Source organism: Nocardioides sp., assembly GCF_047606145.1.
Classification (GTDB): domain Bacteria; phylum Actinomycetota; class Actinomycetes; order Propionibacteriales; family Nocardioidaceae; genus Nocardioides.
On the sequence record NZ_JASGET010000118.1, the window covers coordinates 80,876 to 107,610 of the forward strand.

The 26,735-nt window shown below is 70.1% G+C and carries 28 protein-coding genes, 2 tRNA genes and 2 pseudogenes; 15 read left to right on the forward strand and 17 right to left on the reverse strand.

Features of this window, described 5'->3' with window-relative positions:
* Nucleotides 1–421: 421 nt before the first annotated feature.
* Nucleotides 422–1,471: pseudogene (locus QM638_RS15430) on the forward strand (recombinase family protein); the annotation flags it as partial.
* 264 nt (nt 1,472–1,735) lie between these two features.
* Here the strand turns inward: QM638_RS15430 and QM638_RS15435 are convergent.
* Nucleotides 1,736–1,993, reverse strand: a complete 258-nt coding sequence (locus tag QM638_RS15435; RefSeq protein ID WP_415143211.1) for a hypothetical protein — start codon at nt 1,991–1,993, stop codon at nt 1,736–1,738.
* Between the two features lie 91 nt (nt 1,994–2,084).
* Nucleotides 2,085–2,157, reverse strand: a tRNA-Glu gene (locus QM638_RS15440).
* A gap of 172 nt (nt 2,158–2,329) precedes the next feature.
* Here QM638_RS15440 and QM638_RS15445 point away from each other — a divergent pair.
* A tRNA-Phe gene (locus QM638_RS15445) sits at nt 2,330–2,403 on the forward strand.
* A 162-nt stretch (nt 2,404–2,565) separates the two neighbouring features.
* Here QM638_RS15445 and QM638_RS15450 read toward each other — a convergent pair.
* Nucleotides 2,566–3,426 carry a hypothetical protein gene (locus QM638_RS15450; RefSeq protein WP_415143213.1) on the reverse strand — a complete coding sequence of 287 codons (861 nt, stop codon included), beginning with the start codon at nt 3,424–3,426 and terminating at the stop codon, nt 2,566–2,568.
* An 834-nt stretch (nt 3,427–4,260) separates the two neighbouring features.
* Nucleotides 4,261–4,662, reverse strand: a complete 402-nt coding sequence (locus QM638_RS15455; protein ID WP_415143215.1) for a DUF2255 family protein — start codon at nt 4,660–4,662, stop codon at nt 4,261–4,263.
* Between the two features lie 227 nt (nt 4,663–4,889).
* Between QM638_RS15455 and QM638_RS15460 the strand changes: the two genes are divergently transcribed.
* Nucleotides 4,890–5,774, forward strand: a complete 885-nt coding sequence (locus tag QM638_RS15460) for a helix-turn-helix transcriptional regulator (protein ID WP_415143217.1) — start codon at nt 4,890–4,892, stop codon at nt 5,772–5,774.
* Nucleotides 5,775–5,865: 91 nt separating this feature from the next.
* Entirely contained in the window at nt 5,866–6,225 is a 360-nt protein-coding gene (locus QM638_RS15465) for a hypothetical protein (protein WP_415143219.1), read from the forward strand.
* Nucleotides 6,226–6,267: 42 nt separating this feature from the next.
* Here QM638_RS15465 and QM638_RS15470 read toward each other — a convergent pair whose 3' ends face one another.
* Nucleotides 6,268–6,534, reverse strand: coding sequence for a metal-sensitive transcriptional regulator (locus tag QM638_RS15470; RefSeq protein WP_415143221.1), 267 nt, complete (start codon nt 6,532–6,534; stop codon nt 6,268–6,270).
* A gap of 127 nt (nt 6,535–6,661) precedes the next feature.
* Between QM638_RS15470 and QM638_RS15475 the strand changes: the two genes are divergently transcribed.
* Nucleotides 6,662–8,833, forward strand: coding sequence for an MMPL family transporter (locus QM638_RS15475; RefSeq protein WP_415143222.1), 2,172 nt, complete (start codon nt 6,662–6,664; stop codon nt 8,831–8,833).
* A gap of 424 nt (nt 8,834–9,257) precedes the next feature.
* Here QM638_RS15475 and QM638_RS15480 read toward each other — a convergent pair.
* A pseudogene (locus tag QM638_RS15480) lies at nt 9,258–11,369 on the reverse strand (MMPL family transporter); the annotation flags it as partial.
* Between the two features lie 236 nt (nt 11,370–11,605).
* Between QM638_RS15480 and QM638_RS15485 the strand changes: the two are divergent.
* The gene (locus QM638_RS15485; RefSeq protein ID WP_415143224.1) at nt 11,606–12,829 is read left to right on the forward strand and encodes a sensor histidine kinase; all 1,224 of its coding nucleotides are present in this window, start codon (nt 11,606–11,608) and stop codon (nt 12,827–12,829) included.
* Nucleotides 12,826–13,497 (forward strand): response regulator, encoded by a 672-nt coding sequence (locus QM638_RS15490; RefSeq protein WP_415143226.1) that lies wholly within the window; start codon nt 12,826–12,828, stop codon nt 13,495–13,497. Before QM638_RS15485 ends, QM638_RS15490 begins: the two co-directional genes overlap by 4 nt.
* A gap of 126 nt (nt 13,498–13,623) precedes the next feature.
* On the opposite strand, the gene QM638_RS15495 is transcribed toward QM638_RS15490, so the two are convergent.
* A complete protein-coding gene (locus QM638_RS15495; RefSeq protein ID WP_415143228.1) occupies nt 13,624–14,052 on the reverse strand; it encodes a Fur family transcriptional regulator in 429 nt (142 codons plus the stop codon).
* A gap of 111 nt (nt 14,053–14,163) precedes the next feature.
* The gene (rpsR, locus tag QM638_RS15500) at nt 14,164–14,397 is read right to left on the reverse strand and encodes a 30S ribosomal protein S18 (RefSeq protein ID WP_415143230.1); all 234 of its coding nucleotides are present in this window, start codon (nt 14,395–14,397) and stop codon (nt 14,164–14,166) included.
* A gap of 63 nt (nt 14,398–14,460) precedes the next feature.
* On the opposite strand from rpsR, the gene QM638_RS15505 reads away from it, so the two are divergent.
* Nucleotides 14,461–14,742, forward strand: a complete 282-nt coding sequence (locus tag QM638_RS15505; protein ID WP_415143232.1) for a DUF1490 family protein — start codon at nt 14,461–14,463, stop codon at nt 14,740–14,742.
* On the forward strand, nt 14,726–16,930 hold the full coding sequence (locus QM638_RS15510) for a heavy metal translocating P-type ATPase (RefSeq protein ID WP_415143234.1): 2,205 nt from the start codon (nt 14,726–14,728) through the stop codon (nt 16,928–16,930). Before QM638_RS15505 ends, QM638_RS15510 begins: the two co-directional genes overlap by 17 nt.
* On the opposite strand, the gene QM638_RS15515 is transcribed toward QM638_RS15510, so the two are convergent.
* The 4 genes from QM638_RS15515 to QM638_RS15530 all read right to left on the reverse strand — a co-directional run bounded on the left by QM638_RS15515 (nt 16,811) and on the right by QM638_RS15530 (nt 20,492).
* Nucleotides 16,811–17,671 (reverse strand): hypothetical protein, encoded by an 861-nt coding sequence (locus QM638_RS15515; protein ID WP_415143236.1) that lies wholly within the window; start codon nt 17,669–17,671, stop codon nt 16,811–16,813. The genes QM638_RS15510 and QM638_RS15515 overlap by 120 nt on opposite strands.
* Before the next feature lie 40 nt (nt 17,672–17,711).
* The gene (locus tag QM638_RS15520) at nt 17,712–18,647 is read right to left on the reverse strand and encodes a metal ABC transporter permease (RefSeq protein ID WP_415143238.1); all 936 of its coding nucleotides are present in this window, start codon (nt 18,645–18,647) and stop codon (nt 17,712–17,714) included.
* Nucleotides 18,644–19,480, reverse strand: coding sequence for a metal ABC transporter ATP-binding protein (locus QM638_RS15525; protein ID WP_415143240.1), 837 nt, complete (start codon nt 19,478–19,480; stop codon nt 18,644–18,646). The genes QM638_RS15520 and QM638_RS15525 overlap by 4 nt, the downstream gene beginning before the upstream one ends.
* Before the next feature lie 67 nt (nt 19,481–19,547).
* Entirely contained in the window at nt 19,548–20,492 is a 945-nt protein-coding gene (locus tag QM638_RS15530) for a metal ABC transporter solute-binding protein, Zn/Mn family (protein WP_415143242.1), read from the reverse strand.
* A gap of 216 nt (nt 20,493–20,708) precedes the next feature.
* On the opposite strand from QM638_RS15530, the gene QM638_RS15535 reads away from it, so the two are divergent.
* Nucleotides 20,709–20,987: an HU family DNA-binding protein gene (locus QM638_RS15535; RefSeq protein ID WP_415143244.1), complete on the forward strand. Its 279-nt coding sequence runs from the start codon at nt 20,709–20,711 to the stop codon at nt 20,985–20,987.
* Nucleotides 20,988–21,097: 110 nt separating this feature from the next.
* Here the strand turns inward: QM638_RS15535 and rpsN are convergent, their stop codons facing one another.
* From rpsN to rpmB, 3 genes are read right to left on the reverse strand one after another with little or no spacing between them, the layout of a single operon-like run.
* On the reverse strand, nt 21,098–21,403 hold the full coding sequence (rpsN, locus tag QM638_RS15540) for a 30S ribosomal protein S14 (protein ID WP_415143246.1): 306 nt from the start codon (nt 21,401–21,403) through the stop codon (nt 21,098–21,100).
* Between the two features lie 11 nt (nt 21,404–21,414).
* Complete coding sequence (gene rpmG / locus QM638_RS15545; RefSeq protein WP_415143248.1) at nt 21,415–21,585, reverse strand: 50S ribosomal protein L33; 171 nt, start codon at nt 21,583–21,585, stop codon at nt 21,415–21,417.
* Nucleotides 21,585–21,821 (reverse strand): 50S ribosomal protein L28, encoded by a 237-nt coding sequence (gene rpmB / locus QM638_RS15550; RefSeq protein ID WP_415143250.1) that lies wholly within the window; start codon nt 21,819–21,821, stop codon nt 21,585–21,587. Before rpmB ends, rpmG begins: the two co-directional genes overlap by 1 nt.
* A 57-nt stretch (nt 21,822–21,878) precedes the next feature.
* Here rpmB and QM638_RS15555 point away from each other — a divergent pair, with 57 nt between their 5' ends.
* Genes QM638_RS15555 through ykgO form a run of 4 tightly spaced genes read left to right on the forward strand, consistent with a single transcriptional unit; the run spans nt 21,879 to nt 23,641 of the window.
* Nucleotides 21,879–22,145: a type B 50S ribosomal protein L31 gene (locus QM638_RS15555; protein WP_415143252.1), complete on the forward strand. Its 267-nt coding sequence runs from the start codon at nt 21,879–21,881 to the stop codon at nt 22,143–22,145.
* The gene (locus QM638_RS15560; RefSeq protein ID WP_415143254.1) at nt 22,142–23,230 is read left to right on the forward strand and encodes a CobW family GTP-binding protein; all 1,089 of its coding nucleotides are present in this window, start codon (nt 22,142–22,144) and stop codon (nt 23,228–23,230) included. Before QM638_RS15555 ends, QM638_RS15560 begins: the two co-directional genes overlap by 4 nt.
* Before the next feature lie 44 nt (nt 23,231–23,274).
* A complete protein-coding gene (gene rpmF, locus QM638_RS15565) occupies nt 23,275–23,466 on the forward strand; it encodes a 50S ribosomal protein L32 (RefSeq protein ID WP_415143256.1) in 192 nt (63 codons plus the stop codon).
* A 52-nt stretch (nt 23,467–23,518) separates the two neighbouring features.
* Nucleotides 23,519–23,641, forward strand: coding sequence for a type B 50S ribosomal protein L36 (gene ykgO, locus QM638_RS15570; protein WP_415143257.1), 123 nt, complete (start codon nt 23,519–23,521; stop codon nt 23,639–23,641).
* A gap of 49 nt (nt 23,642–23,690) precedes the next feature.
* On the opposite strand, the gene QM638_RS15575 is transcribed toward ykgO, so the two are convergent.
* Entirely contained in the window at nt 23,691–24,902 is a 1,212-nt protein-coding gene (locus tag QM638_RS15575) for a S53 family peptidase (RefSeq protein WP_415143259.1), read from the reverse strand.
* Between the two features lie 177 nt (nt 24,903–25,079).
* Between QM638_RS15575 and QM638_RS15580 the strand changes: the two genes are divergently transcribed.
* Nucleotides 25,080–26,489: a hypothetical protein gene (locus QM638_RS15580; RefSeq protein ID WP_415143261.1), complete on the forward strand. Its 1,410-nt coding sequence runs from the start codon at nt 25,080–25,082 to the stop codon at nt 26,487–26,489.
* Here the strand turns inward: QM638_RS15580 and QM638_RS15585 are convergent.
* Nucleotides 26,465–26,641, reverse strand: a complete 177-nt coding sequence (locus QM638_RS15585; protein WP_415143263.1) for a DUF3073 domain-containing protein — start codon at nt 26,639–26,641, stop codon at nt 26,465–26,467. The genes QM638_RS15580 and QM638_RS15585 overlap by 25 nt on opposite strands.
* Nucleotides 26,642–26,735 lie beyond the last annotated feature (94 nt).

Here is a 26,735-nt window from a genome sequence, read left to right on the forward strand (position 1 = left end):
GATGACCGACGGACCCAAGCGATCAGGAGATCGCCCGAGTCGCAAGCTCACGATCAACGCAGTCCACCGAGACGAGCCGGACCTGCGGCGGATCGCTGAACTGATGGTCCGGCTCGCTCTGGAAGACGCAGGGCGGACTCGCGTGAACGTACGAGCGAACGTGTCGCCGTCGACCTTCCGGCCTGCACGGGCGGCGTCCTGACGCTCCCTGTCGGCCGGCGAAGGTAGGATGATGTCGTTAGGAACCAATCCCGCCCCGCGTGGGGCGTCGTGGCCTAAGCGCCTTGTCTCTCGACCAGGCCGAGTGAACCCGACAGATACACAGTCGGTGCCCTACAGCCCTCAGTGGCTCTCCTCACGAACGACACCCCCGTTGGTCAACGACCAACCGAGGCATCGTCACACCAGTGAGGACATGCCCATGTACCAGAGCACCACCCAGCCGTTCGGCGGCACTAGTGCCTTCACCGGCCCTGCCGGCGGATCAGCGCTTGCCGTCACCTATCTCCGCGTCTCCACGAAGGAGCAGGCCGAGAAAGGCGGAACCGACGAAGGCTTCTCCATCCCCGCCCAGCGAGAGGCTAACCATCGCAAGGCCGAGACGATCGGCGCCACGATCATCGAGGAGTTCATTGACGCGGGCGAGTCAGCTCGCACGGCGGACCGACCCGACCTGATGCGGATGATCGAGTACGTCCAGACCCACAGGGTCGCCTACTGCATCGTCCACAAGGTCGACCGACTTGCCCGCAACCGTGCCGACGACGTGACCATCCACCTCGCGCTGCGCGATGCCGGCGTCATGCTCGTTTCGGCGACGGAGAACATCGACGAGACTCCCTCGGGAATGCTGCTGCACGGGATCATGTCCTCGATCGCGGAGTTCTACTCCCGCAATCTGGCCACCGAGGTGGTCAAGGGCATGAGCCAGAAGGCCGCCAAGGGCGGGACCGTTGGGAAGGCACCGATCGGCTACCTGAACACGATCTTCCGCGACGACGTGGGGCGGGAGGTGCGGGGTGTGACTGTCGACGCCGAGCGTGCTCCGCTCGTCGAGTGGGCCTTCAAGGCATACGCCTCCGGCGACTGGACCGTCAGTCAGATCACCGACGAACTCAAGGACCGCGGCCTCGCATCTGTCCCGACACCGCGTCGACCCGCCGGCGCGCTGGTCGTCTCGTCGGTCCACCGAATGCTCACCAATCCGTACTACAAGGGCAACATCGTCTACAAAGGCGTTCTGTACCGGGGCCAGCACAATGCCCTCGTTCCGCCCGAGGTCTGGTATCAGGTCCAGTCGGTCATGGCGGCTCATAAGACCGCCGCCGACGCGACACAAGTCCACAACCACTACCTCAAGGGCAGCGTCTACTGCGGCCAGTGCGGTTCCCGCCTCATCGTCACCAACGCTAAGAACAGGCACGGCAACGTCTATCCCTACTTCGTCTGCGCTGGGCGACACTCCAAGCGAACCGACTGCACCCGACCGGCCGTGCTGATCGAGATGGTTGAGAAGCTCATCGAGGACTACTACACCGGCGTCGGACTCACACCGACTCACCGGGACGCTCTTTCGGGGATGCTCCGCTCCGAGTTCGACCGCATGATGGCGGCCGAGACTGAGGAGCTCGAACATCTCACTGCCTACCGTGACCAGTTGGAGGCCGAGCAGCTCAGACTCCTCCAGGCCCACTATGCCGACGCGATTCCGCTGAACCTCTTGAAGAAGGAGCAGTCACGGATCGTCGCCGAGCTGGACCAGATCAGCAGCCGCCTCGAACAGGACCACAACGAGTACGCCGCCATCACCGACACATTGGACAAGTCGCTGGAGGTACTCGATGACATCTCCGGCCTCTACGCACGCTGCGACGACGTGACTCGCCGGATGTGCAACCAAGCCTTCTTCGAGAAGATCTACGTCGACGAGGGCAACGCGATCAGGCCCGCGCTCACCGCGCCGTTCGAGACGCTCCTCGACCCGGAGGTCCACGCCAACGCCCTGACCTGGGCGAAAAAGAAGCACGGGGTTCGCACCCCCGCCGGATCTTCTCCGGCAGAGGGTTTGAACCCCGTGCGTCTCGTACCCCCTACCGGATTCGAACCGGCGCTACCGCCGTGAAAGGGCGGGGTCCTGGGCCGCTAGACGAAGGGGGCCCGATCGCTCAGCATAGGGTGCGGCGCCGAGGCGCACCAAAGTCGCCCGTGCGGCGTATGAGTGGCGCTCGCCGTACCGCGCGGGCCGGCCGCCGTGGCCCGGCAGGTGCTCGATGGCGACGGCCTCGATTGGTGACAGGCCAGCGACCTCCGGTAGTCTCTGGCCTCGCTTGGGCAGGTAGCTCAGTTGGTACGAGCGTCCGCCTGAAAAGTGGAAGGTCGGCGGTTCGACCCCGCCCCTGCCCACAAGCACTGCAGGTTCCTGACCTGCACGAACGCCCCCGAGACCGAGTCTCAGGGGCGTTCTGGTGCTCCGGCCGGTAGCAGTCGTGACGGCGAACGTCGCCAGCGCTGGTCTTGCCGAGCCATCACGGTGCAGAGCAACTCCTGATTACGAGCGTGCGCCGGTCAGCCGTCGCCCGGGACGACCTCGAGGCGATAGCTGTCTTCGCTTGGGAGCACCCACCGCCCACCGTCTCCCGCGTCGACGATGTCGCCGACCTCGCGGTTCTGCTCGGCCAGGCGGACCTTGGCTGGACCGACCGCGAACGGTGTCGGAACCTCCGGCATCGGAGTCCCTCGTGCATCGGTGACGCTGACGGTCTCGCCCGGCCCGAGGGCCCAGCCGCGGCGGGTCTCCCACTTTTCGCCGAGCGGCATGAGCCGTTCCCCGTCCCGGTCCAGCCACCATTCGCCTTGCCGCTCCTGGACGACGATCTCGACATCGGTGTCGTCAGGGGCCGCATCGTGGTCGCCGGCTCGGGTGATGAGGACGTGATAGGTGCCTGGTCCCGGCCGCCACCGGATATGCCTGCGTGGGGCCCGAGGAACGAATGGGGGCATGAAGCCGCGCGCGGTCTCGTCCAGAGGGTGGACATGGAGGGTGTGGCCATCGATGCAGCCGACGTCGTCGACGGTCTCGCGATCGAGGGTGAGCAGCCACCGTCCCGGCCCGAGCAATGGTTTGGGCGCTTCAGGCACCGGACCGTCAGCGGTGTACAGAGCCCACCCGGAGGCGGGCACATCCACAATCGCCTGTGCCCTCGAGGCCCGCGATCCGTCCGGATCTGGGCCGCGCTCCGGTATGACCCGCAGCCGGACCTCGATGGCGTGCCGGGAGGTGGTCACCAACACCCCACCACGGCCCACCAGCAGTCCCGCCGCGAGTTGCTCCGGCGTCTCGGGAACGCCCCGTGACGTCCCCAGGCCGTAGCAGTCATAGACGACATCGACGGTTCCCGACCACCACGAAGCCGTGCCTTCCGGCATCGAGGAGCGACCCGACACGGTTACTCCCCGCCACAGACGACGATGGGACCCGCCGCGCCGTTCTCGGCGCGCGACTCCTTCTCCCCCGAACACGGAGCCGGCGAGGCCGGTGATACCCGGACGAAGACCTGCGTCTCAGCTGAGGTCCCGCTCGATGGGTGCGTTGCCACGACACCGTCGACCTGACGCTGACTCACCCGGCTCGGCGTCTCGCTCCCATGCAGGGCACCGGCAACCCCGTCAACCTCTTCTCTGCTGCCCATCACCCGACCACCTCGACCCAATAGTTGTCGCCGTCCTCGAGGCACGGCTCGTGCAAGACCCGCCGAGCGCTGCTCCGGTTCCCGAGCTCCACCTGTCAGGATCCCTGGACATGCCACAGACGCGCTCGCGCACCCTTGACCGTGGCGGCGAAGAACCACTACTCACGCTATGACTCGACCCAAGATTCTCACACTGCGTCGCGCAACTCTGTTGGCTTCGATGAGTGCGCTCACCGGGCGCGAGCCGGCCGTTCAGGGACGCAGTAGCGTCTTGATCGCGCGACGCTCGTCCATCGCTGCGTATCCCTCGGCCACCTGTTCCAGCCGCAGGATGAGGTCGAAGACCCTACCGGGGTCGGTGCTGCCGGGCGAGGATCAACCGATCAGGTCCGGCAGGAAGCGACGACCCGGCACCGGCCATCTCGGCGCGGATCGCGGTGACGTCGCCGCCCACCCCTTCAACGATGCCGACGTCGGTCGTCGGCGGGTGTCGAGTCGGACGTCACCGGCGTACAGAAGCGTTCCCCGCCTGAGGCGCTCTTCCTTCTCCGAAGTCGTCGGCTGACGTCGTTCAGATGCCGGTCCCGGAGGCCGGGTCGAGACGCAGCGTGGTGGCGACGGCCTGTTCGGCGAGCATCGCCGGCAGATAGGTGTCGCGGTAGCGGGCGTACTTGGCTCGATAGGCGGCGTCGATCGCGTCTCGCTGCCGCGAGCCGGACGGGCTGAAGACGACATCGACCTGACGGCCACCGACCCGAACGACACCGAGTGGGTCAGCCGTGGCATGTCGATACCAGGCTCCGCCGGTGCCGCGGTACGACCGGACATAGAGGGTGCCCCCGAGTGCCACGACCCAGATCGGCACGAGGCCTCGAAGGGTGCCGTCGTGGCGACGAGTACCGACCTCGATCTCCTCCGCCGAGGAGAACACGTCGAGCGCCTCGCGCGGCCACGCGGGTCCTGGGTTCGTCATCGAGCAGCCTCCGGACATCGCGGCCGGACGAGGCTCCGGCCATCCATCGCTCCACACTGCCACGGCCCGCCCGCGCTGTCATGCGTCGAATCGAGCCTGACGGATCGTCGCGATGCACGAGCTCACCCGTCCAGGACATCCGGCCGCGCGCAGGCGTGGGAGGTCGACTCAGCGGGGGGTACTGACGCAACCTCCCTCCCCCGACGGGCGCTCGTAACGTTGAGGGCGTGGACAACCGAGCCGACGTCCGGGACTTTCTCGCGACCCGACGCGCCAAACTGACCCCCGAGCAGGTCGGACTGCCGACCGGTGGTCGCCGTCGCGTCCCGGGGCTGCGCCGAGAGGAGGTCGCGGTGCTGGCCGGGGTCAGCACCGACTGGTACATCCGGCTGGAGAAGGGCCACATCGCGGGCGTCTCCCACGACGTCCTGGACGCCGTCGCTCGCGCCCTCCGACTCACCGACGTCGAACGCGAGCACCTGTTCAACCTCGCCCGTGCCGCCACACCGGTCCGCGCACCGCGCGGACGCACCAAGGACCAGGTGCCGCCCAGCGTGCAGCGGGTGCTCGACTCGATGAGCGGCGCCGCCGCCTTCGTCCGCACCGGCCGCCTCGACATCGTCGCCAGCAACGCCTTGGGCCGCGCCCTGTATTCGCCGGTCCTGGACGAACCGGCGCACGGCGGCAACATCGCCCGCTTCGACTTCCTCGACCCGCGCGCCGCCGGCTACTACCCCGACTACGAGGGAGCCCTCGCGGTCGCGGTGGCGCTGCTGCGCACCGAAGCCGGCCGCAACCCACACGATCCGGACCTCACCGCGCTCATCGGTGAGCTCGCCACGCGGAGCGAGGCGTTTCGCACCCGGTGGGGTGCCCACGACGTCCGCGCCCACCGCGGCGGCGTCAAGACCTTCAACCACCCGGTCGTCGGCCTTCTCGAGCTGGCGTACGACTCCATGGAACTGGTCGCCGCCCCCGGCCTGATCCTCACCGCCTACACCGCCGAGCCCGCCACCCCGTCCGCCGACAACCTCGGGTTGCTTGCCTCCTGGGCGGCGACCGAACACGAGGCCGACGAGCCCGACCGTCGGGCCAACCGCACCGCCGACTGACCCGGCCTGACCGCGGCCGGGCTTGGATGGACGCGGCTCCGCGCCCATGGGTGTCACGAGGAGGCCACCACGCACCTCGTAGCCTCATCGGGTGATCGAGTACGGCGCCCGGACCAGGCCGATGCCCGCACCGGCCGACATCGTGTTCGACGACCTCGCCTCGCCCAGGGCCACCGGCACCAGGGCATGGCTGCTCCTGCTCGACGACGAGCGGCCACCGACCGTCATCGAGTCCGACCGGCCGCGCCACCTGGTCTGGTCCTCGCTCTGGACGAAGCGGCCCGAGGACCGCGTCGTCCTCGATCTCACCACCGGCAGCCGCGGCGACAGTCGCCTCGGCTTCACCCTTCTGGCCGCAGGAGACCCGCCGGACGAAGCGCTCACCGGACACATCCGCAAGCGCATCAACCAGCTCCTCTTCGCCGGCCTCCGCTCGACCTACGGGCAGTAGGCCATGCGCGAGTCCGGACCGTGAGGAGTGCGCGCCGAATCGCTACGCGAGCGCCATGAACAGCTTCTCCATCTTCTTCGCGTCGACGCCCTCGAGTCCCTCCTCGGACTCCAGACACCGTTGTAGGCCAGTCGCGACCACCGAGTAGCCAGCACGACTCAGCGCCTTGGTGACGGCGGCGAGCTGGGTGAGCACGTCCTCGCACTCCGCGCCCTCCTCCATCATCCGGATCACGCTGGCCAGGTGTCCGTGCGCCCGCTTCATCCGCAGAGTCGCGGCGCTGATCTCGTTCGGCTCCAGTTGCACCATGGCTCGTCCCACCCTCTCGCAGGTCCCATCGCCGCAGTCTCCGGCACCCTGGATTGTATCCCCCATGGGGGTTCTGTTACGGTCTCGCATATCCCCCAGGGGGGATAAAGCGCGAGAAGGAGAGTCCATGACAGGCACGACCTCGCCCGCCCATCCCGGGCCACCTCAGGCCAAGGTCCCCGTCGATGCGGCGGCCGGACCTCTGGGTCGTCTCGGGCTGTGGGTGATCCGTCATGCCCGCCTGGTCGCGCTGGTGTGGGCGGTCGTCATCGTCGGCCTGGGCGTGTTCGCGCCGCGGGTGGAAGCGACCCTCTCCGGGGCGGGGTGGCAGGCAAACGGCTCGGAGTCGGTCGCGGTCCGCGATCTCGTACAGGACCACTTCGGCGGTACCGCGAGCTCGGCGATCCAGGTCGTCGTGCACAGCACCGACGGACCCGTCACCACCGGCGAGGGCGCCCGCGCGCTCACCGAGGCCACCGCGATCCTGAACCGCGACCCGCGGATCTCGAGCGTGATCCAGCCGCAGGCAGGCACCACGCTGAGCAAGGACGGGCAGACCGCGATCCTGATCGGCGGCGCCGGGGCCGACACCAACGAGATGGTCAAGGCCGCCACCGACCTCAAGGACGACCTGCAGGATCTCTCGACCTCCTCGGTGCAGGTGAGTCCGACCGGTTCCTCGCTGCTGTGGTCGGACTTCAACGAGGCCAACCTCTCCGCGATGCTGAAGTCGGAGATGCTCTCCTGGCCGGTGACCTTGGCCATCTTGGTGCTCGCCTTCGGCGCACTGGTCGCCGCCGGATTGCCGCTCATCCTGACCATGGCCGGGCTGCTGGCCTCCGCGGGATCGCTGGTGGTGATCAACGAGCTGGTCCCGGTCTCGATCTGGGCGATGAACTTCGCGATGATGTTCGCCCTCGCGCTGGGGATCGACTACGCGCTCTTCCTCGTGGTGCGTTACCGCGCCGCCCGCTTCGGCGACGACTCCACGAGGGAGACGGCGATCGCGGAGACCATGGACACCGCCGGCAAGGCCGTGCTGCTCTCCGGCCTGACCGTGCTGGTCTCCCTCTCCGCGGTTCTGCTGGTCCCCTCCCCCTCCTTCCGGTCGATGGCGGGCGGGATCATGCTGGCCGTCGTCTTCGTCCTCGCCGCCACGCTCACCCTGCTGCCCCTGGTGCTGCACAGGCTCGACAGACGCATCGACAAGCTCGCCCTGCGCTGGGTCCACTCCGGGGAGCACCGCTCACCCCGGTTCGCGGCCTGGGGACGGCTCCTGGGCCGGCACCCGCTGGTCTTCGGCACCATCGCGCTGGTGGCGCTGGTCGCGTTGGCTGCGCCGATCCTCGGACTCAAGACCGCCATGCCCTCCATCAAGGTCCTCCCCGACGACGCCTCGGCCCGGGTCGGCTATCACCAGGTCCAGAAGGCATTCGGCGACGGTGCGCCCGGCATGCTCCAGATCGTCATCCCCACCGACCGGGCCAAGCAGGTCACCGCCGTCCTCGCCAAGGACGCGGGCATCGCCGGCGTCCTGCCCGCCCAGTCGGCGCCCGACGACTCGGGCTACAGCCTCGTCCAGGCCGTCCCGACCGTCGATCCCTCCGACCCGGCCCTCGCCGCCACGGTCGACCGGCTGCGCACCGACCTGCCCTCCACGGCACTGGTCGGCGGCGCCGCGGTGGAGAACCTCGACCTCAAGCACCAGCTCGACGACTCCACCCCACTGGTGATCGGGGTCGTCCTCGGCCTCGGCTTCCTGCTACTGCTCATCGCCCTGCAGGCACCACTCATCGCCTTCCTCGGCACGGTGACCAGCCTGCTCTCCACCGGCGCGGCCTTCGGCGTGGCCCGGCTCATCTTCCAAGAAGGACACCTCTCCGGCCTCTTCGGCTTCGAGTCCCAAGGCTTCCTCGACGCCTGGGCACCGGTGTTCTTCTTCGCCATGATCTTCGCCATCGCGATGGACTACACCGTCTTCCTGCTCGCCTCCGCCAAGGAGCACTACGAGAAGACCGGCGACCCCCGCGAGGCCATGGTCGGCGCACTCGCCCACTCCGGCCGCGTCATCTTCGCCGCCGGCGGCGTCATGGTCGCCATCTTCTTCACCTTCTCCCTCTCCGGCCCCCTCCCGCCCAAGGAGATGGGCGTGATCCTCGGGGTGGCCGTCCTCCTCGACGCCTTCCTCATCCGCCTCGTCCTCCTGCCGGTGATGCTCCGCCTCACCGGACGCGCCGCCTGGGCCACTCCACGCTGGCTACGCCGGATCCTGCCGACCATCACCTTCTCCCACGGCTGATCACCACCGCCTACTCACGAGCACGCCTCACCGCCAGGAAAGAGAGTCACCATGTGTCGTCCGGTGCGCTGCAAGACCTGCCACAAGACCACCTGGGCCGGATGCGGACAACACCTCGCCCACGTCAAGGCGATGGTCCCGGCCGACCAGTGGTGCTCCGGACACACGGACGCACCACGCACGGGATTGCTCGGGAGAATCCTCCGACGGGCGTGAGCCGACTGCTGCTGGTGGCACTGGCCACCACGTTGCCGGACACCGCACCGTCCGCAACCGATCCGAGGGAGCGTCTCGTGCCCGTCTCGCATCCCGTGCCGCACCTGGTCGTGCACATCCCCGAGAGCACCCGACCCGCGGGTGAGCCGTCTGCCGGGCCCTCGACCGAGACGTGCGGGGTGATGCGATCGGCCCAGCGCGGGTAGGCCCAGACCCGAGGGCCGATGATCCGCATGAGTGCCGGCACCAGGACCATCCGGACGACGAAGGCATCGACGACCACCGCGAGTGCCAGCCCGATGCCGATGCAGGAGACGATCCGTTGGCCGGAGAAGCCGAAGGAGGCGAAGACGGCCAGCATGATCGTGGCGGCGGTGGCGATGACCCTGGCGGTCTCGGAGATGCCGACGCGGATCGACCGGACATGGTCACGGCCGTGGGTCCACTCCTCATGCATCCGACTGACCAAGAACACCTGGTAGTCCATCGAGAGGCCGAACATGACGCCGACGATCATCACGGGCACGATGTAGGAGATCGGTGCGCCCTCGCCGACGCCCAACAGCTCGCTGCCCCATCCCCACTGGAAGATCGCGGTCAGCACCCCCAGGCCGACCACGATGGTGGCGAGGTTGCTGAGAGCCCCCACCAGCGGGAGCAGAAGGCTGCGGAAGGCCACCACGAGCAGCAGGAAGCCGAGCCCGGCGACGACCACGAGGTAGAGCGGCAACTTGCTCATCAGATGGTCGGCGATGTCGATGTTCGTGGCCGTCGTGCCACCGACGTACACCTGCAGGCTGTTGTCGGACTCGGCCTCCGGGATCACGTCCTCACGCAGATGCTCGACCAGGTCCACGGTGGCCTGCGACCCCGAGCTGCTCGAGGGGGTGACCTGGACGATCGAGAGACCGTCGCGGACCCTGGCGGGCGAGGTCGCAGCCGCGACATCGGCGACCGAGGTCAGCTGTTCGGCGAGATGCGCGAACGCCTGCGTGGACGCCGTATCCGGGGTCGTGGCAACCAGCACGAGGGTCGCATCGATGCCGCTGCCGAAGGCAGGACTCATCATCTCGTAGTACTCCCGGGAGGCCGAACCGGTCTTGTCGCTGCTGGCGTCGGCCTCGCCCACGCGCATCGAGAGAACGGGGACCGCCAGCGCGGCCAGGACGACCACGGCCACCAGGACCATCGGCTTCGGCGCTCGGGTGACCAGTGCCGACCATGCGGCACCGGGAGTACGCCGACCGGCCGACGGCGCGGCGTCTTGGGCACGGGTATCTGCCTCGGGCCTACCTGCCTCGGGCGCCTGCTCGAGCAACAGGAGCCGGCGCTGCTTCGTGGAGAGCACACGCAGCCCCAGCACCGAGAGGAGTGCGGGCAGGAGCGTGATCGCCGCAAGCACCGTGAAGGCCACGGTGACGGCAGCTGCCTGGCCCATGCCGGTCAACACGCTCATGCCGACCACATACATCGCCACCAACGCGGCGATGACGGTGAGACCGGCGAAGATGACGGCCCGGCCCGAGGTGTCCTCGGCCCGGCGGATCGCCTCCTCGACCGAGTCGCCGGCCAGCAGCGCCTTGCGATGACGATTGACGATGAACAGCGCATAGTCGATGCCGACCCCGAGTCCGATCAGCGACCCCATGGTGATGGAGTCGCTGGCCAGGTCGACCACGTGCGAGCCGACCATGACGACGAGCAACGAGGTGACGACGCCGGCCACACCGGTGAGGATCGGGAGAGCCGCGGCCCACAGCGAGCGGAACATCAGCAGCAGGATGGCCAGGGCGGCCAGGATGCCGATCGCCTCGGCGATGCCCCCGGCCGCTGGGTCGGTGGTGAAGCCCTGACCGCCGATCTCGACGTCGAGGTGAGCACTCTCGATCGACTGGGCGACCTCACGCACCGTGTCGACGTCGACGTCATCGGTCACCGTGACATTCGCGTAGGCGGTGTCGTGGTCCCTGCTCAGTTGGGCGGACTCGGCGGCGCCGTACGGACTCTGCACGGAGACCACGTCGGGCAGCACCGCGATCTTCTTCAGCATCGCGCGAACCTCGGCACGAACCGCGGGCGAGTCGACCGACTCGCCGGTGGCGTGCCAGACGATCCGTCCGGTCTCGGTGTCCTCGGCGCCGGTCTCGGCCGAGTCGAGGAGCGTGTATGCGTGCGTCGACTCGCTGTCGGGGAGATCGGCGACGGTCTTGAAGTCGGAGCCCATCCCGACGACGAGGCCGACCAGGACGACGACGGCGCCGATCCACCCTCCGATGACGACGAGACGGTGCCGGGAGCACCACCGGGCAAGAGCGGACATGTGACTGCCTTCCGGGAGACGAGCGGGAGAATCTGACTCACCCACGGTTTCGTGAACACGACCTCGAGACGTCAGCCCAACGCGGTCATCCACCTACCGCGATCGCGGTACGGCCCCCACCCCTCTCGGCGCAGCCGCCGTGGACCGGCGGACCCAGCCGCGCGGAATGGGAGTGAGACCATGGGTCCCACCGGACTGCGACGCGGTGGGACAACCTCGACCACGGAGGGACGACGATGGTGATCACGGGACGTCCCACGGTGGTCGACTGGCTGGTCACGGTGGGCACGCTGTTGGTGATGCTCGTGACCGCGTCGGTGCGGACGGGGACGTTCGCCGTTCCCCAGACCGCCCTCCTGGTGGCGACGCTGCTCGCCTGGCTCCCGCTGGTCGTGCGAACCCGTCTACCCCGGTCGACGCTGACCGCGGTCGCCGCCATCGAGTGCTGTCACATCGCCTTGCTGGGCGCGATGGACCTGCCTCGGGCCGGCGACCCGATGGGTGCCTACCAGCCCGTGCCGATCGCGACGATGATCGCCGCGTTCACGCTCGCCGGCCGCGCGCGGCCGTCATCGGCTTGGCCCGCGGCCTGCGCGGCGTCGGCAGCCCTCCTCATCTCCGGTCTCGTCTTCCACGGCCGGGACCTGCTCGCCACCGACATGGTCGCCGTCGACCTCGTCATCATCGCCACCGCCGTGGGCGCGGTGGGCAACGCTCGTCGGACCCGAGTCGCGCGCGCGGGACGGCGGATCGCCGAGGAGAAGCGGCAGGCCGTCCTCGACGAGCGGCTACGCATCGCCCGCGACCTGCACGACGCCCTCGCACACAACCTCACGCTGGTCAACGCCCAGGCCTCGGTCGCCGACTATCTGCTACGCAGTGATCCCGAAGCGGCCGGCAAGGCGTTACAAGACATCACCCGACACTCCCGACAGGCGATCGATGAGCTCCGTGCCACCGTCGGCCTGCTGCGCTACGACGATGCGACGACGGGCGGACCCGAGGATCTCCTCCCCGTCCCGGGCCTGGATCAACTCGACGACCTCCTCCAGAAGTTCCGCAACACCGGGACCTCGGTCGATCTCGTCGTCGTGGGCGAGCCACGGCGACTGGGCCAACATGCGGACCTGGCGGCGTACCGGATAGTCCAGGAGGCGCTCACCAACGCCGCCAAGCACGCACCCGGCGAACCGGTGGTCCTGGAGATGCACTGGGTCGAGGACGAACTGCGCCTGCGCCTCACCAACCCGATCCCGGCACACCCGATCACTCCGCTGGTCCCGGGAACCGGTCACGGACTCATCGGCATGCGTGAGCGGGCTCTCGCCGCAGGCGGGACCCTCGACGCCGATCCAGGCCACCAGAAGCTCTTCGAGGTGCGGGCAAGCCTGCCGGTCGCCACCGCATCCGCCCCGCCGTCGATCTCTCTCGACGAAGATCGAGAGGAGACCGCTCGGTGAGCACCATCCGCATCCTGCTCGCCGACGACCAGGCGCTGTTGCGAGGAACCTTCCGGCTGCTCCTGGAGGCAACTCCGGATCTCGAGGTGGTGGGTGAGGCGGCCACCGGCCGCGAGGCCGTCGCCCTGGCCCGAGCGACACGTCCCGACGTCGTGCTCATGGACATCCGCATGCCCGACATGGACGGGGTCGAGGCCACCGGCCTGATCACCGCGGACGACACGCTGGCCGACGTCCGAGTGCTCATCTTGACCACCTTCGAGACCGACGACCTGGTCGTCGCCGCACTGCGCGCCGGCGCCTCGGGATTCCTCGGCAAGGACGTCCCGCCCGCGTCTCTGATCGACGCGATCCGCACCATCGCCGATGGCGAGCGATTGCTCTCCCCGACCGCAACCAGAGCCCTCATCGCACGGGTGGTCACCCAGCCGGAGCCCCGGCCCCGCGGACGGCTCCCCGGCGTCGACCCGCTCACCGAGCGGGAGGCGGAGGTCACCGCGCTGGTCGCGCAGGGCCTGTCCAACCAGGAGATCGGTGAACGACTCTTCATCAGCCCCGCCACCGCCAAGACCCATGTCAATCGAGCGATGATGAAGACCGGTGCCCGCGACCGGGCGCAGTTGGTCGTCTTCGCCTACGAGGCCGGGCTCGTCGGCGATCGCCTCTGACGGCTCGAGAAGCTGGCGAGGACGGTCCGCATGACGCCCGTGCGCATGCGGGTACCGATCGACACTCAGTGCAGCCGACCATTTCGATCCTCGGCCACGACCGTCACCGTCACGACGGTCGTATCCTCACTCCCGGTCTCGAGCCGCGCACTCGGCACACCGGCCGAAGAGCTCGACGGTGTGGGTCACCTCGACGAAGCCGTGGGTGCGTGCCGCGGCGTTGGCCCAGCGCTCGACGGCCGGTCCCTCGATCTCGACGGTGCGGCCGCACTCGCGGCAGACCAGGTGGTGGTGGTGGCTCGCGCCGCACTTGCGGTAGAGCGCCTCGCCCTCGGTCGTCCGCAGTACGTCGACTTCACCGGCTTCCGCCATCCCCTGGAGGTTGCGGTAGACGGTCGAGAGGCCGACCTTCTCCCCCGCCGCACGGATATCGTCGAACACCTGCTGGGCGCTGACGAAGGCCTCGCCCTCCTGGAGCGCCTCGCGGACCAGTCGCCGGGGCCGGCTGCTCCGGCGGCCCGGCTCGGTGAACGCGACCTTCGCCTCTTGGGACACGTCCTCAGGGTAACCGAGCGTTGGTGGTGTCTCCGGTGAGCGACGAGCGGCCGGGCGGCCGCAGGGCCTGTTCTCACCGGCTGCCGGGCGAGGACCCACGCCCACCCGCGGCTAGGGCAGCAGGGCCATCTCGCGGGCGTTCTTGATGGCGGTGGCGACCCGGCGCTGCTGCTGCGGGGTGAGGCCGGTGACTCGTCGCGAGCGGATCTTGCCGCGGTCGGAGACGAAGGTGCGCAGCAGCCCGACGTCCTTGTAGTCGACGTAGGTGATACCCGCCTCGGTCAGCGGCGAGCGCCGCTTCTTCGGGGTCCGTTGCCGACCGGCGACACGTCTCGAGGGGGCCATGCGCACTACGCTAAATGACAATAGTTATTGTTTGCAACAAGACCCGTCGTCGAGAGGACCCCCATGACAACCACCCATCTGGCCAGAAGGCTGCTCGGCACCGTCGCGACCGGCGTCGTCGGCGTCGGCGTGGTCGAGGCGGCCACACGCATCGCCGGCCCCGAGCTCGCCCGACGCGCGGCAGTCGCCGGCGCCGCCTGGGGGCTGCGCGGCATCCGGTCGGTCGAGACCGGCGCCGAGAGCGTCCGGCTCGTCACGGCCGACATCCTCGCTGAGGCCAAGGACCGCCTCGGCGAGCAGGCCACCCCGCCGGGACCCGATCTTGGCCATGACCACGAGCACTGAGAAGCGGACCCACACCAGGAGCACGACCGTCGGCACACCCGTCTCGGATGCCGCCGGCCGGGTCCGCTACGTCCTGCCCGAGCTACGGGGCTCCTGGGCGCGAGCGGTCGCGATCGAGGACGCACTCGACGAGGTGGACGGAGTGCTGACCTCGCAGGCGTTCCCGCGGACCGGGTCGGTCGTGATCTGGCTCCGCCCGGGAGCGAACCGAGAGGCGGTGGCGGTCGCCATCGCCGCAGGCACCGTCACCGGGAGTAGCGCGGCGGTGCACCGACTGCCCCGTTCGGCCGACGTCGCGGCCGGCGACCTGGCGCGGATGGTCGTCGGCGGTGCGGCCCTGGTCCTGCTCGGCCTGCGCCGCGGCGTCGCCCGGCGGCCGGCGATCCTGGGGCCGGGCGCTCGGACGGTGGCCACCGGGGTCACGATCTTCACCGGCTATCCCTTCCTTCGTGGCGCACTCCGGGCACTGACCGGGCGGCGGGCACCGGGGACCGACGCCCTGGTGTCGGCGGCCACGGTGGCCAGCCTGGTGCTCCGGGAGAACGTGGTGGCGCTGACGGTGCTGTGGCTGCTGAACATCGGGGAGTACCTCCAGGACCTCACCCTGCGGCGGACGCGGCGCGCCATCCGGGACCTTCTCACCGGTTCCCACACCGAGGCGTGGACGCTGGCCGAGGACGGCAGCGAACGCCTGGTCGACGTCACCGGCCTCCAGGTCGGCGACCGGGTGGTGATCCACGAGCACGTCGCGCTCCCGGTCGACGGGGTGGTGGTCAGCGGCGACGGGCTTCTCGACACCTCGGCACTCACCGGTGAGCCGCTGCCGACGGCCATCGGGCCGGGTCAGCGGGTGCACGCCGGCTCGGTGCTCGTCCGCGGCCGGCTGGTGGTGCGCGCCGAGGCCGTCGGCGCCGAGACGGCGATCGGTCGGATCATCGCCCGGATCGAGGAGGCGCAGGCCGACCGGGCACCGATCCAGACCGTCGGCGAGACCTTCTCCCGGCGGTTCGTGCCGTTCTCCTTCGCGCTCGCCGGTGGCACCCTTCTCCTGACCCGGGACGTACGCCGGGCGATGACGATGCTCCTGGTCGCGTGCCCGTGCGCGGTCGGGCTCTCGACGCCCACCGCCATCAGCGCGGCGATCGGCAACGGCGCCCGCCGCGGCATCCTGATCAAGGGCGGCTCCCACCTCGAAGCCGCCGGGCGGATCGACGCGGTGATCTTCGACAAGACCGGCACCCTGACGACCGGCCGCCCGATCGTGACCAACGTCGTCTCCTTCGACCCGCGCTGGCAGCCGGAGCAGGTGCTGGCCTACGCCGCCAGCTCCGAGATCCACTCACGCCATCCGCTCGCGCAGGCGGTGATCCGCTCCACCGAGGAGCGCCACATCGCGATCCCCCCGCACGAGGAGTGTGAGGTCCTGCTGGGGCTGGGCATGCGCACCCAGGCCGACGGCCGCACGCTGCTGCTCGGCAGTCCCGAGCTGTTGGAGTCCGAGGAGGTCGAGGTCCCGGACGAGGCCCGCGCCTGGGTGGGCAGGCTGCAGCGCGACGCGGAGACCCCGCTGCTCCTCGGTGTCGATGGGCGGCTGGTGGGTCTGCTCAGCCTTCGGGACACGCCGCGCCCGGAGGCCAGCACGGTGCTCGCCGGCCTCCGCGACCGCGGGGTGAGGCGGATCGTGATGCTCACCGGCGACCACCCCGAGACCGCGGCCGCCGTGGCCGCCGAGCTCGGGATCGCGGAGTGGCGCGCCCAGGCGATGCCGGAGGACAAGCAGAGCGTCGTCGACCTGCTCCATGCCGAGGGTCACACGGTCGCCGTCGTCGGCGACGGCACCAACGACGCCCCGGCGCTGGCCAGCGCCGACATCGGCATCGCCATGGGGATCTCCGGGACCGACGTCGCCGTCGAGACCGCGGACGCGGCGCTGGCCGGCGATGACCTCACCCGGTTGCTCGACCTCCGCGACCTCGGCGGCACCGCGGTCGGGGTGATCCGGCAGAACTACTCCATGTCGATAGCGGTCAACGCCGCCGGACTCCTGGTCAGCGCCGCGGGGGGACTCTCACCCGTGCTGGCCGCGATCCTGCACAACGCCTCCTCGCTGGCCGTGGTGGCCAACAGCACCCGGATCACGCGGACCGGGCTGACCCCACCGACGGCGGCACACCTCGACCAGGAGTAGCGCGACCGCGACCGGCACGGTCGCGGGCAACTCGTCCACGACCAGGAAGAGCAGATCGAAGACGGCCGAGAGGGCCAGCACCAGCAGGGCGACCGGCCACCGTCGCCTCGGCGCGACCAGACAGCCCAGGACGGCGGCGACGAACAGGTCGCCGTACCCGATCAGTGCGGATCCGAAGACGGCCACCTGCAGGTGTGGCAGACCCGCCCCCGGCGAGGCGGCGTTGAGCGTGTCGTTGGGGCCGGCCAGCGCCTGGGAGAAGACCAGGACGGCGTCGAGCGCCGCCATCACGACCAGCCCGACCTTCAGCAGCGGGGCGGGCGCGAGAGCTGCGAGGTAGGAGGCGACGGCGCAGGCACTCAGCGCCGTCAGCGCGCTCGCCGCCGCCTGACCGACGAGCTCGCCGCGCAGTCCCCAACCGAGCCCGAGGAGGACCGCGGTCCCGAGGATCGCCACGGTGATCCTCAGCCCGGCGGGCAGGCGGTCCGGCAGCGCCGCACCGGCGGCCACGGCCGCCATCAGCGGTACGCCGACGGCCGCGAGCCAGGCATAGCCCAGCCCCAACCCCGGGGCCACCGCCAGGACCGCGATCGTGCCGCCGAGCGAGACCGGCAGCAGCAGCCACGCCCACGCCGAGGAACGCAGCCGGGCCAGCGCGGCCGGCAGACGCGGTCGGGGACCGCACACCAGGCTCGCCTGGGTCGCCACCAACACCGCGTCGGAGGGCCAGAAGGCGAGCACCCGGTCAACCTAGCCTCGTGGCCTGAGAACGCCGGCGCTCTCACGCCTCCCCGACGCCGACCGCGGCCGGGATCGCCCGGACGCGGGCGCGCGACCAGCCGTGGCTGCTCCGCCAGGCGCCGATGGTCCGGCAGACCAGGTAGATGAGGAAGGAGATGGTGGTGACGTACGGACTGATCGGAACGCTGCTGCCCAGGGCGAGCAGGATCCCCCCGACCACCGAGACGAAGCCGAACGCCATGCTCAGCAGCGGCACCTTGCGTGGTGAGGCCGTGACCCGCATGGCGGCGGCCGCCGGGGTACAGATGACGCTGAGGACGAGCAGTGCCCCGATGATCTGGATCGAGATCGCGACCGCGAGGCCGAGCAGCAGCATGAAGATCGGCGAGAGCAGCCCGACGGGTACGCCGCGCGCGGCCGCGAGCTCGGGGTCGGTGCTGGCGAAGGCCAGCGGTCGCCACAGCACCAGCAGGCCGGCGACCACGACGACCGCGGTGATGATCAGCCACCGCAGCTGCGGGGTGTCGATGGCGACGATCTGGCCGGTGAGCAGGCCGAACTTGTTGGCCGACCTGCCCTGGTAGAGCGCCAGGAAGAGGACGCCCAGACCGAGTCCGAAGGGCATCAGTACGCCGATGATGGAGTTGCGGTCCCGGGCCCGGCTGCCCAGCGTGCCGATGATCAGCGCCGCCAGGATCGAGCCCACCATCGCTCCGCCGACCACCCCGATCCCGAGGAGCAGGGCGGCCGCGGCGCCGGCGAAGGAGAGCTCGCTGACCCCGTGCACGGCGAAGGGCAGGTCGCGCATCATCACGAAGGTGCTGACCAGGCCGCCGACCAGGCCGAGCACGGCGCCGGCGATGAGCGAGTTGCGGACCAGACCGAGCAGCTCGCCGTAGTCGGCGAAGTCGAAGATCTGGTGCCAGACGTCGGGACCGACGTTCGAGGTGAGGCCGGAGATCAGCGCGTGGATCATGAGGCCAGTTCCTCGGTGACCGCAGCGCCGGCGTGGTGGGTGTTCTCCGGCGACTCGGGGATGCCGGCCACCAGGATCCTGCCCCCGCTGCGGACCACCTCGATCGGAGCGTCGTAGAGATCGCTGAGGGTCTCGGAGGTGAGCACCTCCTCGACGGTGCCCACCCGGAACCGGCTGCCGGCCAGGTAGAGGACCCGGTCGACGTAGGGAAGGACCGGGTTGATCTCGTGGGTCACGAAGACGACAGCGGTCCCGTGCTCCCGGCGGCGACGATCGACCAGGCCGGTGATGGTGCGCTGGCTGTGCAGGTCGAGGGAGAGCAGCGGCTCGTCGCACAGCAGCAGCGCCGGGTCGGTCACCAGAGCCTGCGCGACCCGGACGCGTTGCTGCTCGCCGCCGGAGAGGATGCCGAGGGGCATCTCGGCGTACTCGGTCGCGCCGACCTCGGCAAGCGCCGCGTCGACCGGCGCCCACGGGATCCGCCAGGGCAGTCCGATCCCCCACCGGTGGCCGTCGAGCCCCATCCGGACGATGTCCTTGGCCCGCACCGGCATCAGCGGGTCGAGTCGTCGTTGCTGCTGGACGTAGCCGATCCGGCTGCTGCCTCGCCGCGCGGGACGGCCGGCGATGGTGACCGTGCCACGGCGCAGCGGCTGGAGACCCAGGACCGCGCGTAACAGGGTGGTCTTGCCGGAGCCGTTCGCGCCGAGCACGGCGAGGAACTCGCCGGGACCGACATCGAGGTCGAGGCCGGACCAGAGCGTCCGCTCACCGTGGGCGACGGCTGCCTCGCGTAGCCGGAGCACCGGCACGGCCCCACCCTCGTTCGTCATTCCTGCTCGCTCTCCTCTTCCGTGCTGCCTCTGTGCTGCCTCTGTGCTGCTGCCACTGGACTCGCGGTCAGCCCAGCGCCGACTGGATCGCCGACACGTTGTCCTGCATCCAGGTCAGGTAGTCCTCGCCGTCCGGCAGCGTCTCGGTCACCGGCACCACCGGAATGTCCGCCGCCTTCGCGGCCTTGAGCACCTGCTCGGTCTCGGCGCCCGAGGTCTGCTCGTTGTAGGCCAGCAGCTTCACCTTGTGCTCGGAGAAGAGGTCGAGGGTCTGCTTGAGCACGCCGACCGAGACGTCGGTGCCCTCCTCGATGGCCTCGCTGAAGTCTCCGGGAGTCTTGTCGACCAGGCCGCAGGCCTCGAGCATGTAGAGCGGCACCGGCTCGGTGATCGCGGCGCCCTCGCCGTGGTGGGCCTTCTTGATCTTGGCCTCGGTCTGCTCGAGCTTGTGCAACGACGCGGTGAAGGTGTCCGCGTTGCTCTGGAAGGTGTCGGCATCGGCCGGGTCGGCCTTCGACAGCGCGTCGACCACCTGGTCGGCGACCTTCTCCACGGTCGGGAAGTCGTACCAGACGTGCTCGTTGAGCTCGCCGCCCGCGGGAGCCTTGTGGCCCGAGATGTCCACCGCGTCCAGCACGGTGGCATCGTCGTTGTCGGCGGTCTTGAGCATGGTGTCGACGAAGTCGTCGTACCCGCCGCCGTTCTCGACCACCAGATCGGCCTTCGACAGCGCGAGCTGGTTCTGCGTGTTGGCCTCGTAGGAGTGCGGGTCGGCGTCGGGGTCGGTGATGATCGAGGTGACCTTCACCGTACCGCCGGCCAGATCGCCGGCGACCTGTTCCACCACGTCACCCCACACATCGGTCGAGGCCACCACCGTCACCGACGAGCTCGAGGCGCTCGAGCCGGAGGATCCGCTGCTCGCATCGCTTGCCGACGAGCCGTCGTCGCTGGACCCACAGGCGGCCAGCACCAGCGCCCCGGCCGCGACACCGGCGACACCCACCGCCACCCGACCTCGTCGGGCCCACCCCCGGCTCCCTTGACTACGCGTCACGCTCTTCCACCTCTCACGATAATGATAACGACTCTCAGTCGGGTTGACGATACACCGATAACGGCAACCGGTCTCATCTGGGGGAGAATGACGTTCGTGACCGCCATGGCTGGTATGACTGGTACGCCGGCGTCCAACCACGCCCGACCAACCCGAACAGAGGAGACCCAGATGAACCGAACCGACCTCGCCAGTGCCGTGGCTCAGCAGACCGGCCTCACCGCCGCGCAGGCCCAGGAGGCCGTGAGCGCCACCCTGGAGGCGATCACCACCGCGGTCGCCGGCGGCGACAAGGTCACCCTGCCCGGCTTCGGCACCTTCGAGGCACGCGATCGCGCCGCCCGCACGGGCCGCAACCCGCAGACCGGTGCGGAGATCGCGATCGCCGCCTCGCGCGGCCCGGCGTTCAAGCCCGGCACGAGCTTCAAGGAGCGCGTCGCCAAGGGCTGACCGGACCAACCCGGACCAATCCGGACCGACGGCGAGGGCCGGACCCGCACGGGTCCGGCCCTCGTCATCTCAGCGCCGCCTCAGCGCCCGTCTCACGTCTCGGCCGCGTCTCACCAACTGCTCTTCGAGATCCCCGGCAGTTCACCGCGGTGCGCCATCTCGCGGAACCTGATCCGGGAGACGCCCACCTTGCGCAGGTAGCCGCGCGGGCGGCCGTCGACCTGGTCACGGTTGCGCCATCGCACCGGGCTCGAGTCGCGCGGGAGCCGGGAGAGCGCACGTACCGCTGCCTCCTGCTCGGCGGACCCCGGCGCCGCGGTGCGGATCCGCTCCTTGATCTCGGCCCGACGCTCGGCGTACCGCTCCACGACGGCCCGGCGCCGCCTCTCGGCCGCGATCTTGCTCTTCTTCGCCATCGGCCCTCCCCTCAGCGCTCTTCGCGGAACGGCACGTGCCGGCGTACGACGGGGTCGTACTTGCTCAGCATGAGCCGGTCGGGATCGTTGCGACGGTTCTTGCGGGTGACGTAGGTGTAGCCCGTCCCCGCCGTGGACCGCAGCTTGACCACCGGTCGCAGCTCGCTGCCGCGCCCGGCCATCAGAGCCTCACCCCATTGGCGCGCAGCTCCGCGACCACCGCATCGATGCCACGGGCATCGATCACCTTGATCCCTCGTGCGCTCACCCGCAGCGTGACATGGCGTCCCTCGCTCGGCACCCAGTACCGCTTGCGCTGGATGTTGACATCGAACCGGCGCCTCGTCCGCCGGTGCGAGTGCGACACGTTGTTGCCGAAGCCCGGCCCCCGTCCCGTCACCTGACACACACGTGACATCATCGTCTCCTTCGTAGATAATGGTAACTAGTCTCATTATGACAGAGGAGTGCGCGCATGAAGAAGGGCATCCACCCGGGGTACGGACCGGTGGTCTTCCGCGACAGTTCGACCGGGCGGCTGTTCCTGACCCGCTCGACGGCGACCAGCGAGAGGACCGTCGACCTTGACGGTGTGACCTACCCGGTCATCGACGTGGAGGTGACCAGCGACAGTCACCCGTTCTGGACCGGGCGCAAGCGCCTGGTCGACGTCGAGGGTCGGGTCGAGGCCTTCCACCGGCGCTACGGACGAAGCTCGGACACGAGGGGAGCGAACGCGTGAGGACCCCGATCGTCCTGGTCACCGGTGTCGACCCGGATGCCATGGCCTCGGTTCTCGTCGGGCTGGCCTGGGACCTGCCCCGCGCGGTGTCGGTGCGTCACGTCATCGATCCCGACGAGCAGACCCTGACCCGGGTGGTGAGCGATGCGGACGGCGTACTCGACAAGGAGGTGATCCCGCTCGAGCACGCCTGCACCGGCTGCGCCCTGCGCGAGGACATCGTGCCCACCATCGAGCGGCTCGCTCGCGACGGCCGGTGGAACACCGTCATCGCCTGCCTGCCGCTCGGCGCCGAGGCCGTACAGGTCGACCACGTCGTCGCCGGCGACAGCCGGCTTCAGCGTCACCTGCGCATCGCCGCGGTGGTCACCGCCCTCGACGGCGCGAACATCGTCGACGACCTCCTCGGCGACGACCTGCTGCGCGAACGCGGCCGTCACAGCGGCCCCGACGACGCCCGCGGCCATGGCGAGGTCGCCTGCGCCATGGTCGAGTACGCCGATGTCGTCGTCCTCTCCTCCGAGACCGAGACCCAGCCGTCCCCGGTCGGCACCGAGCTGGTCCGCACGCTCGCGCGCCCGGACGCCTGCGTGGTCCCACGCAGCGAGGAGGTCGACGCGAGCCTCCTGACCAGCATGCTGCACGACCACGAGCGCACCGCCCGATGGATCGCTCCGGTCCTGATGGACGGGCTCCCCCAGCGGCGCGAGCGAGGCGTGTGGCAGCTGGTCCTCGACTCGCCGCGCCCGTTCCACCCCGACCGGCTGCTCGACGACATCGAGAGGCTCGGTGGCGGCCGCCACCGCTCCCGCGGCGCGTTCTGGCTGCCGACGCGTCCCGACGTGGTCCAGGTCTGGGACGGTGCCGGCGGCCAGCTCAGCATCGGGGCCGGTGCGCCCTGGAGCGAGGTCACGCCACGCACTCGGATCCTCTTCACCGGCGCCGGCACCGCACCGGACCATCTGCACGATGCCTTCGAGGCGATGCTGCTCGGCCCGGTCGAGGCGCTCGTCGAGACCCCGAACTGGGCGGTGCCCGAGGACGGGTTCGAGCCCTGGCTCGGCCCGATCCGCGACATCGCCTGACCCCGCGACCGCCTCGGCCTCGAGGCACAACTTACGGAGGACCCATGGCCGTCCCGAAACGCAGACTCTCCCGCAGCAACACCCGTCACCGCCGCTCCGCCTGGAGCGCCGCGACCACGGCACCCGACCTCGTGCCGGTCTTCGTCGCGGGCCGCACGCATCACGTCCCTCGACGACTCGTCCGTGCCGTCAGGCGCGGCCTGGTGGACCCCGAGACCGGTCGCGTCCAACGCTGACGACCGGTCTCGGGGCCAGACCATCACAACCGCACCGACGAGGAGGTGAACCATGAAGGTCCGCAACTCGCTGCGTTCGCTCAAGAACCAGCCGGGCTCGCAGATCGTCCGCCGACGCGGCCGGATCTACGTCATCAACAAGCAGAACCCGCGCCTCAAGGCCCGCCAGGGCTGACCTCCGTGGGGCAGCACCGGTCTCAACCCGGCTCGGCGTGCAGCCCGGCTCAGAAGGCGTCGGCCCCGTTCGGCGTACCGACTCCCGTCGGGCCGTCCCAACCGGAGCGCGCGGTGCACCACTGCGACGTCGTGCAGGAGCCGTTGCTGCCGCTGGTGACGTCGTAGAGGCTGTCGCTGTTCTCGTACGGCAGCGCGTTCGGGTAGCCCGACAGCGACTGGGAGCCCAGCGCATAGACCGCGGCGATCAGCGGTGCGGACTCCGAGGTGCCACCGATCTGTCCCCAGGTCGAGGCGCTCGCCGAGGTCGGGTAGTAGACGGCCAGCCCGCCCGCCTCCGGGTCCGCCGCCGCGGCGACGTCGGCCATCGCACGCTTGCTGCACCCGGTGTCGAAGGAGGACGCCGCGCTCAACGCGGTGTTGTACGACGAGCAGCCGGACCCCGCACCGTCCCAGACCGTCTCGCTCCAGCCCCGGTCGTTGCTCGAGGCGGTCAGCGAGGTCCCGCCGACCGCCGTCACGTAGGAGGACGACGCCGGGTAGGAGCCGCCCTCGTATCCGTCGTCGCCGGTCGAGGCGGTGACCGCGATGCCCGGGTGCTGGTAGTAGGAGCCATAGGTCGAGTCGGCCGCGTCCGAGCCGCCGTAGGAGTTGGAGATCGCCACCACGCCACTCTGCTCGGCCGCCGTGTCGACGGCGGTGCCGAGGTTGGCGTAGGAGGCGCTGTTCGCCTGCACCACCACGATGTTGCAGTCCGGGCAGGCCGCCGAGACGGCATCGACGTCCAGCGCCTGCTCCTCCGCCCAGCCCACGTCGGTCTTGGGCAGCGTCGTCCCGCCGGTCTGGTTGATGATCCGCAGGCAGCCATCGGCGACGGTACAGTCCGAGAGTCCGTAGTAGGACCGGAAGGTGGCCAGGTCGCTCTCGAGGTTGGGGTAGCCGTACGCGTCGACGATCGCCACCGTCTTGCCCCCCGAGCTCAGCCCGTCCAGGTTGTAGGCCGACTGGATCTGGCTCGGGGTCATCGCCGTCGACGGCGGCGTCGAGGCCCGCGGCTTGGCACCGGTCGCGTCGACCGCCTGACCCTGGGAGTTGACCAGGATCTCGGCGTGACAGGCGGCGTGCCCCGCCTTGGGGGTGGCGCAGACCGCCTTCTCCCGCGGTACGGCGGCATCGGCCGCCCCGCTGGTGAACATCGATCCGACGATGGCGGCCAGGCCGACACCGGCCACGGCGGCGCTGGTGAGACGATTCCGTTGCACTGTTGCTCCTCTGCGGTCAGACGGACCTCCCGACGGGCCCGACTCCCGGCACCCTTGCATCGGGAAGCGATGCGGGTCGAGCGGAGACCTCCCTCATCTTTGCGAATTGCACACATCTGACCCAGCCGGACGGGGGCCGCCCACCGCCGGCCGACGCGGCTCGGTGAGACTGGGCACGTGCCACCGCTCCCGTTCCCCACCGGCCGGTTCGAGGAGTCGGCGCGGCTGCGGCCCGTCGACCTGGTCGCCTTCCCCCAGGTCGAGCTGGACGACCCCGGCCGGCACTCGTCGACCCCCTGCCCGCAGCCGGCGCCGAGCGCGGCAGCGGTGGCCGACTGCGACGGCCCGGTCCGGCTCGGCTGGCGCTCGGGCGAGATGGAGCTCGCCGCCGACTGCGACGGACGGTCGCTGCGGCTGAGCGTCGTCTCACCGCGCGGCCGCAGCGTGCATCGCTCGCGCCGGTTCGGCCGCGCCGGGGCCCGCGTGCGGCGGCTCGCGGTCACCCTGACCGGCACCCAGCTGACCGCGTTCGGCGACGACGGCGGCGGCTGGATCGCCCGCGGTCGGGTCGACCTGTCCCACCTGGGGGTCCCGACCCGTGACCCGGACTGGCTGGCCGGCCTCCGGGTCAGCCACACCGGCGCCGCCCATCACCTGCGCGCCGGCGCCTTCGGCGCGCTCGGCCTACGCGACCTGCGCGCGGTGACCGAGCCGGACGGGTCGCCGTACCGGCCGGACGGGCGGATCCTGCTCAGCGCCACCAGCGCCGGTCCGGGCTTCTTCGCCACCGCCCACGCCTCGGTGTGGGCACTCGACCCGGTCGCCGGACGCCTCGACCAGCTCAGCGAGATCACCTTCCGCCGTGACGGCCGGGTGTACGGCGACCATGCGCTGCACCTGGTGCACGACCCCGCCGCCGGCTGGCTGGTCGCGGCCAGCACCTGGGGCGGGTTCACCGACCGCCGGCGGGATCGGGTCTCGGTCACCCTGGCGACCACCTCCGCGGACCTGCTCGCCGGCCGGCACGTGCTCGACGCCCGGCCGCTGGCGCTGCCCACCGAGGGCCTGGACTCGGTCGGGGTGTGGGATCCGCACCTGGTGCGCGACGAGGAGACCGAGGAGTGGCTGGTCGGGTTCGTCAGCGCACGCAGGTACTTCGACTTCCATCCCGCGCTGGCGACCGGACCCAGCCTCGACGAGCTCCGACTGCGCGCGGCCGCGACCGACCGCCGCGCCACCGAGGGCACCACCCTGCAACGCTTCGCCGAGGGCTGGCGGATCCTGGCCAGCGACGGCCGGGACAACCCACCAGACAGGCGCGCGCAGTATCCCTGCTTCGACCTCGACTTCGGCCAGGTCGGCACGCTCCGCTCGGCGTACCCGTCGAACCTGCCGTGGCCCACCCTCGTCCCGGTCGGGGAGGAGTGGTGGCACATCGCGTTCGACGGCACCGCCACCGGTGGCGAGCTGTCCGGGTACGGCACGCATGGCGCCGTCGTCGTGTCGCGGTGTCGCGGCGCTGCTGAGCCACGGACCGCCGGCGGCCGGAACCTCCGGCCGGGTCAATCGCGGGAGGGAGCCTCGTAATCCGACCACTCGTCGTAGTCGTCGCTCTGGTCGGAGTTGTCCTGCTCGCCGTGCAGCTCTCGCGCCAACGCCCCGAAGTCGGTCTCGTGAGTCCGGTACTTCAGGTCGCGCGCGACCTTGGTCTGCTTGGCTTTAGCTCGGCCGCGCCCCATAGGGTCCAGCCCCCTCGCACACTTGGCCGGGAAGAATCCCGGGCTGACTCAAAGATTTCTCGTGGGGCCAACGCTACCTGCTCGACCCTCGATA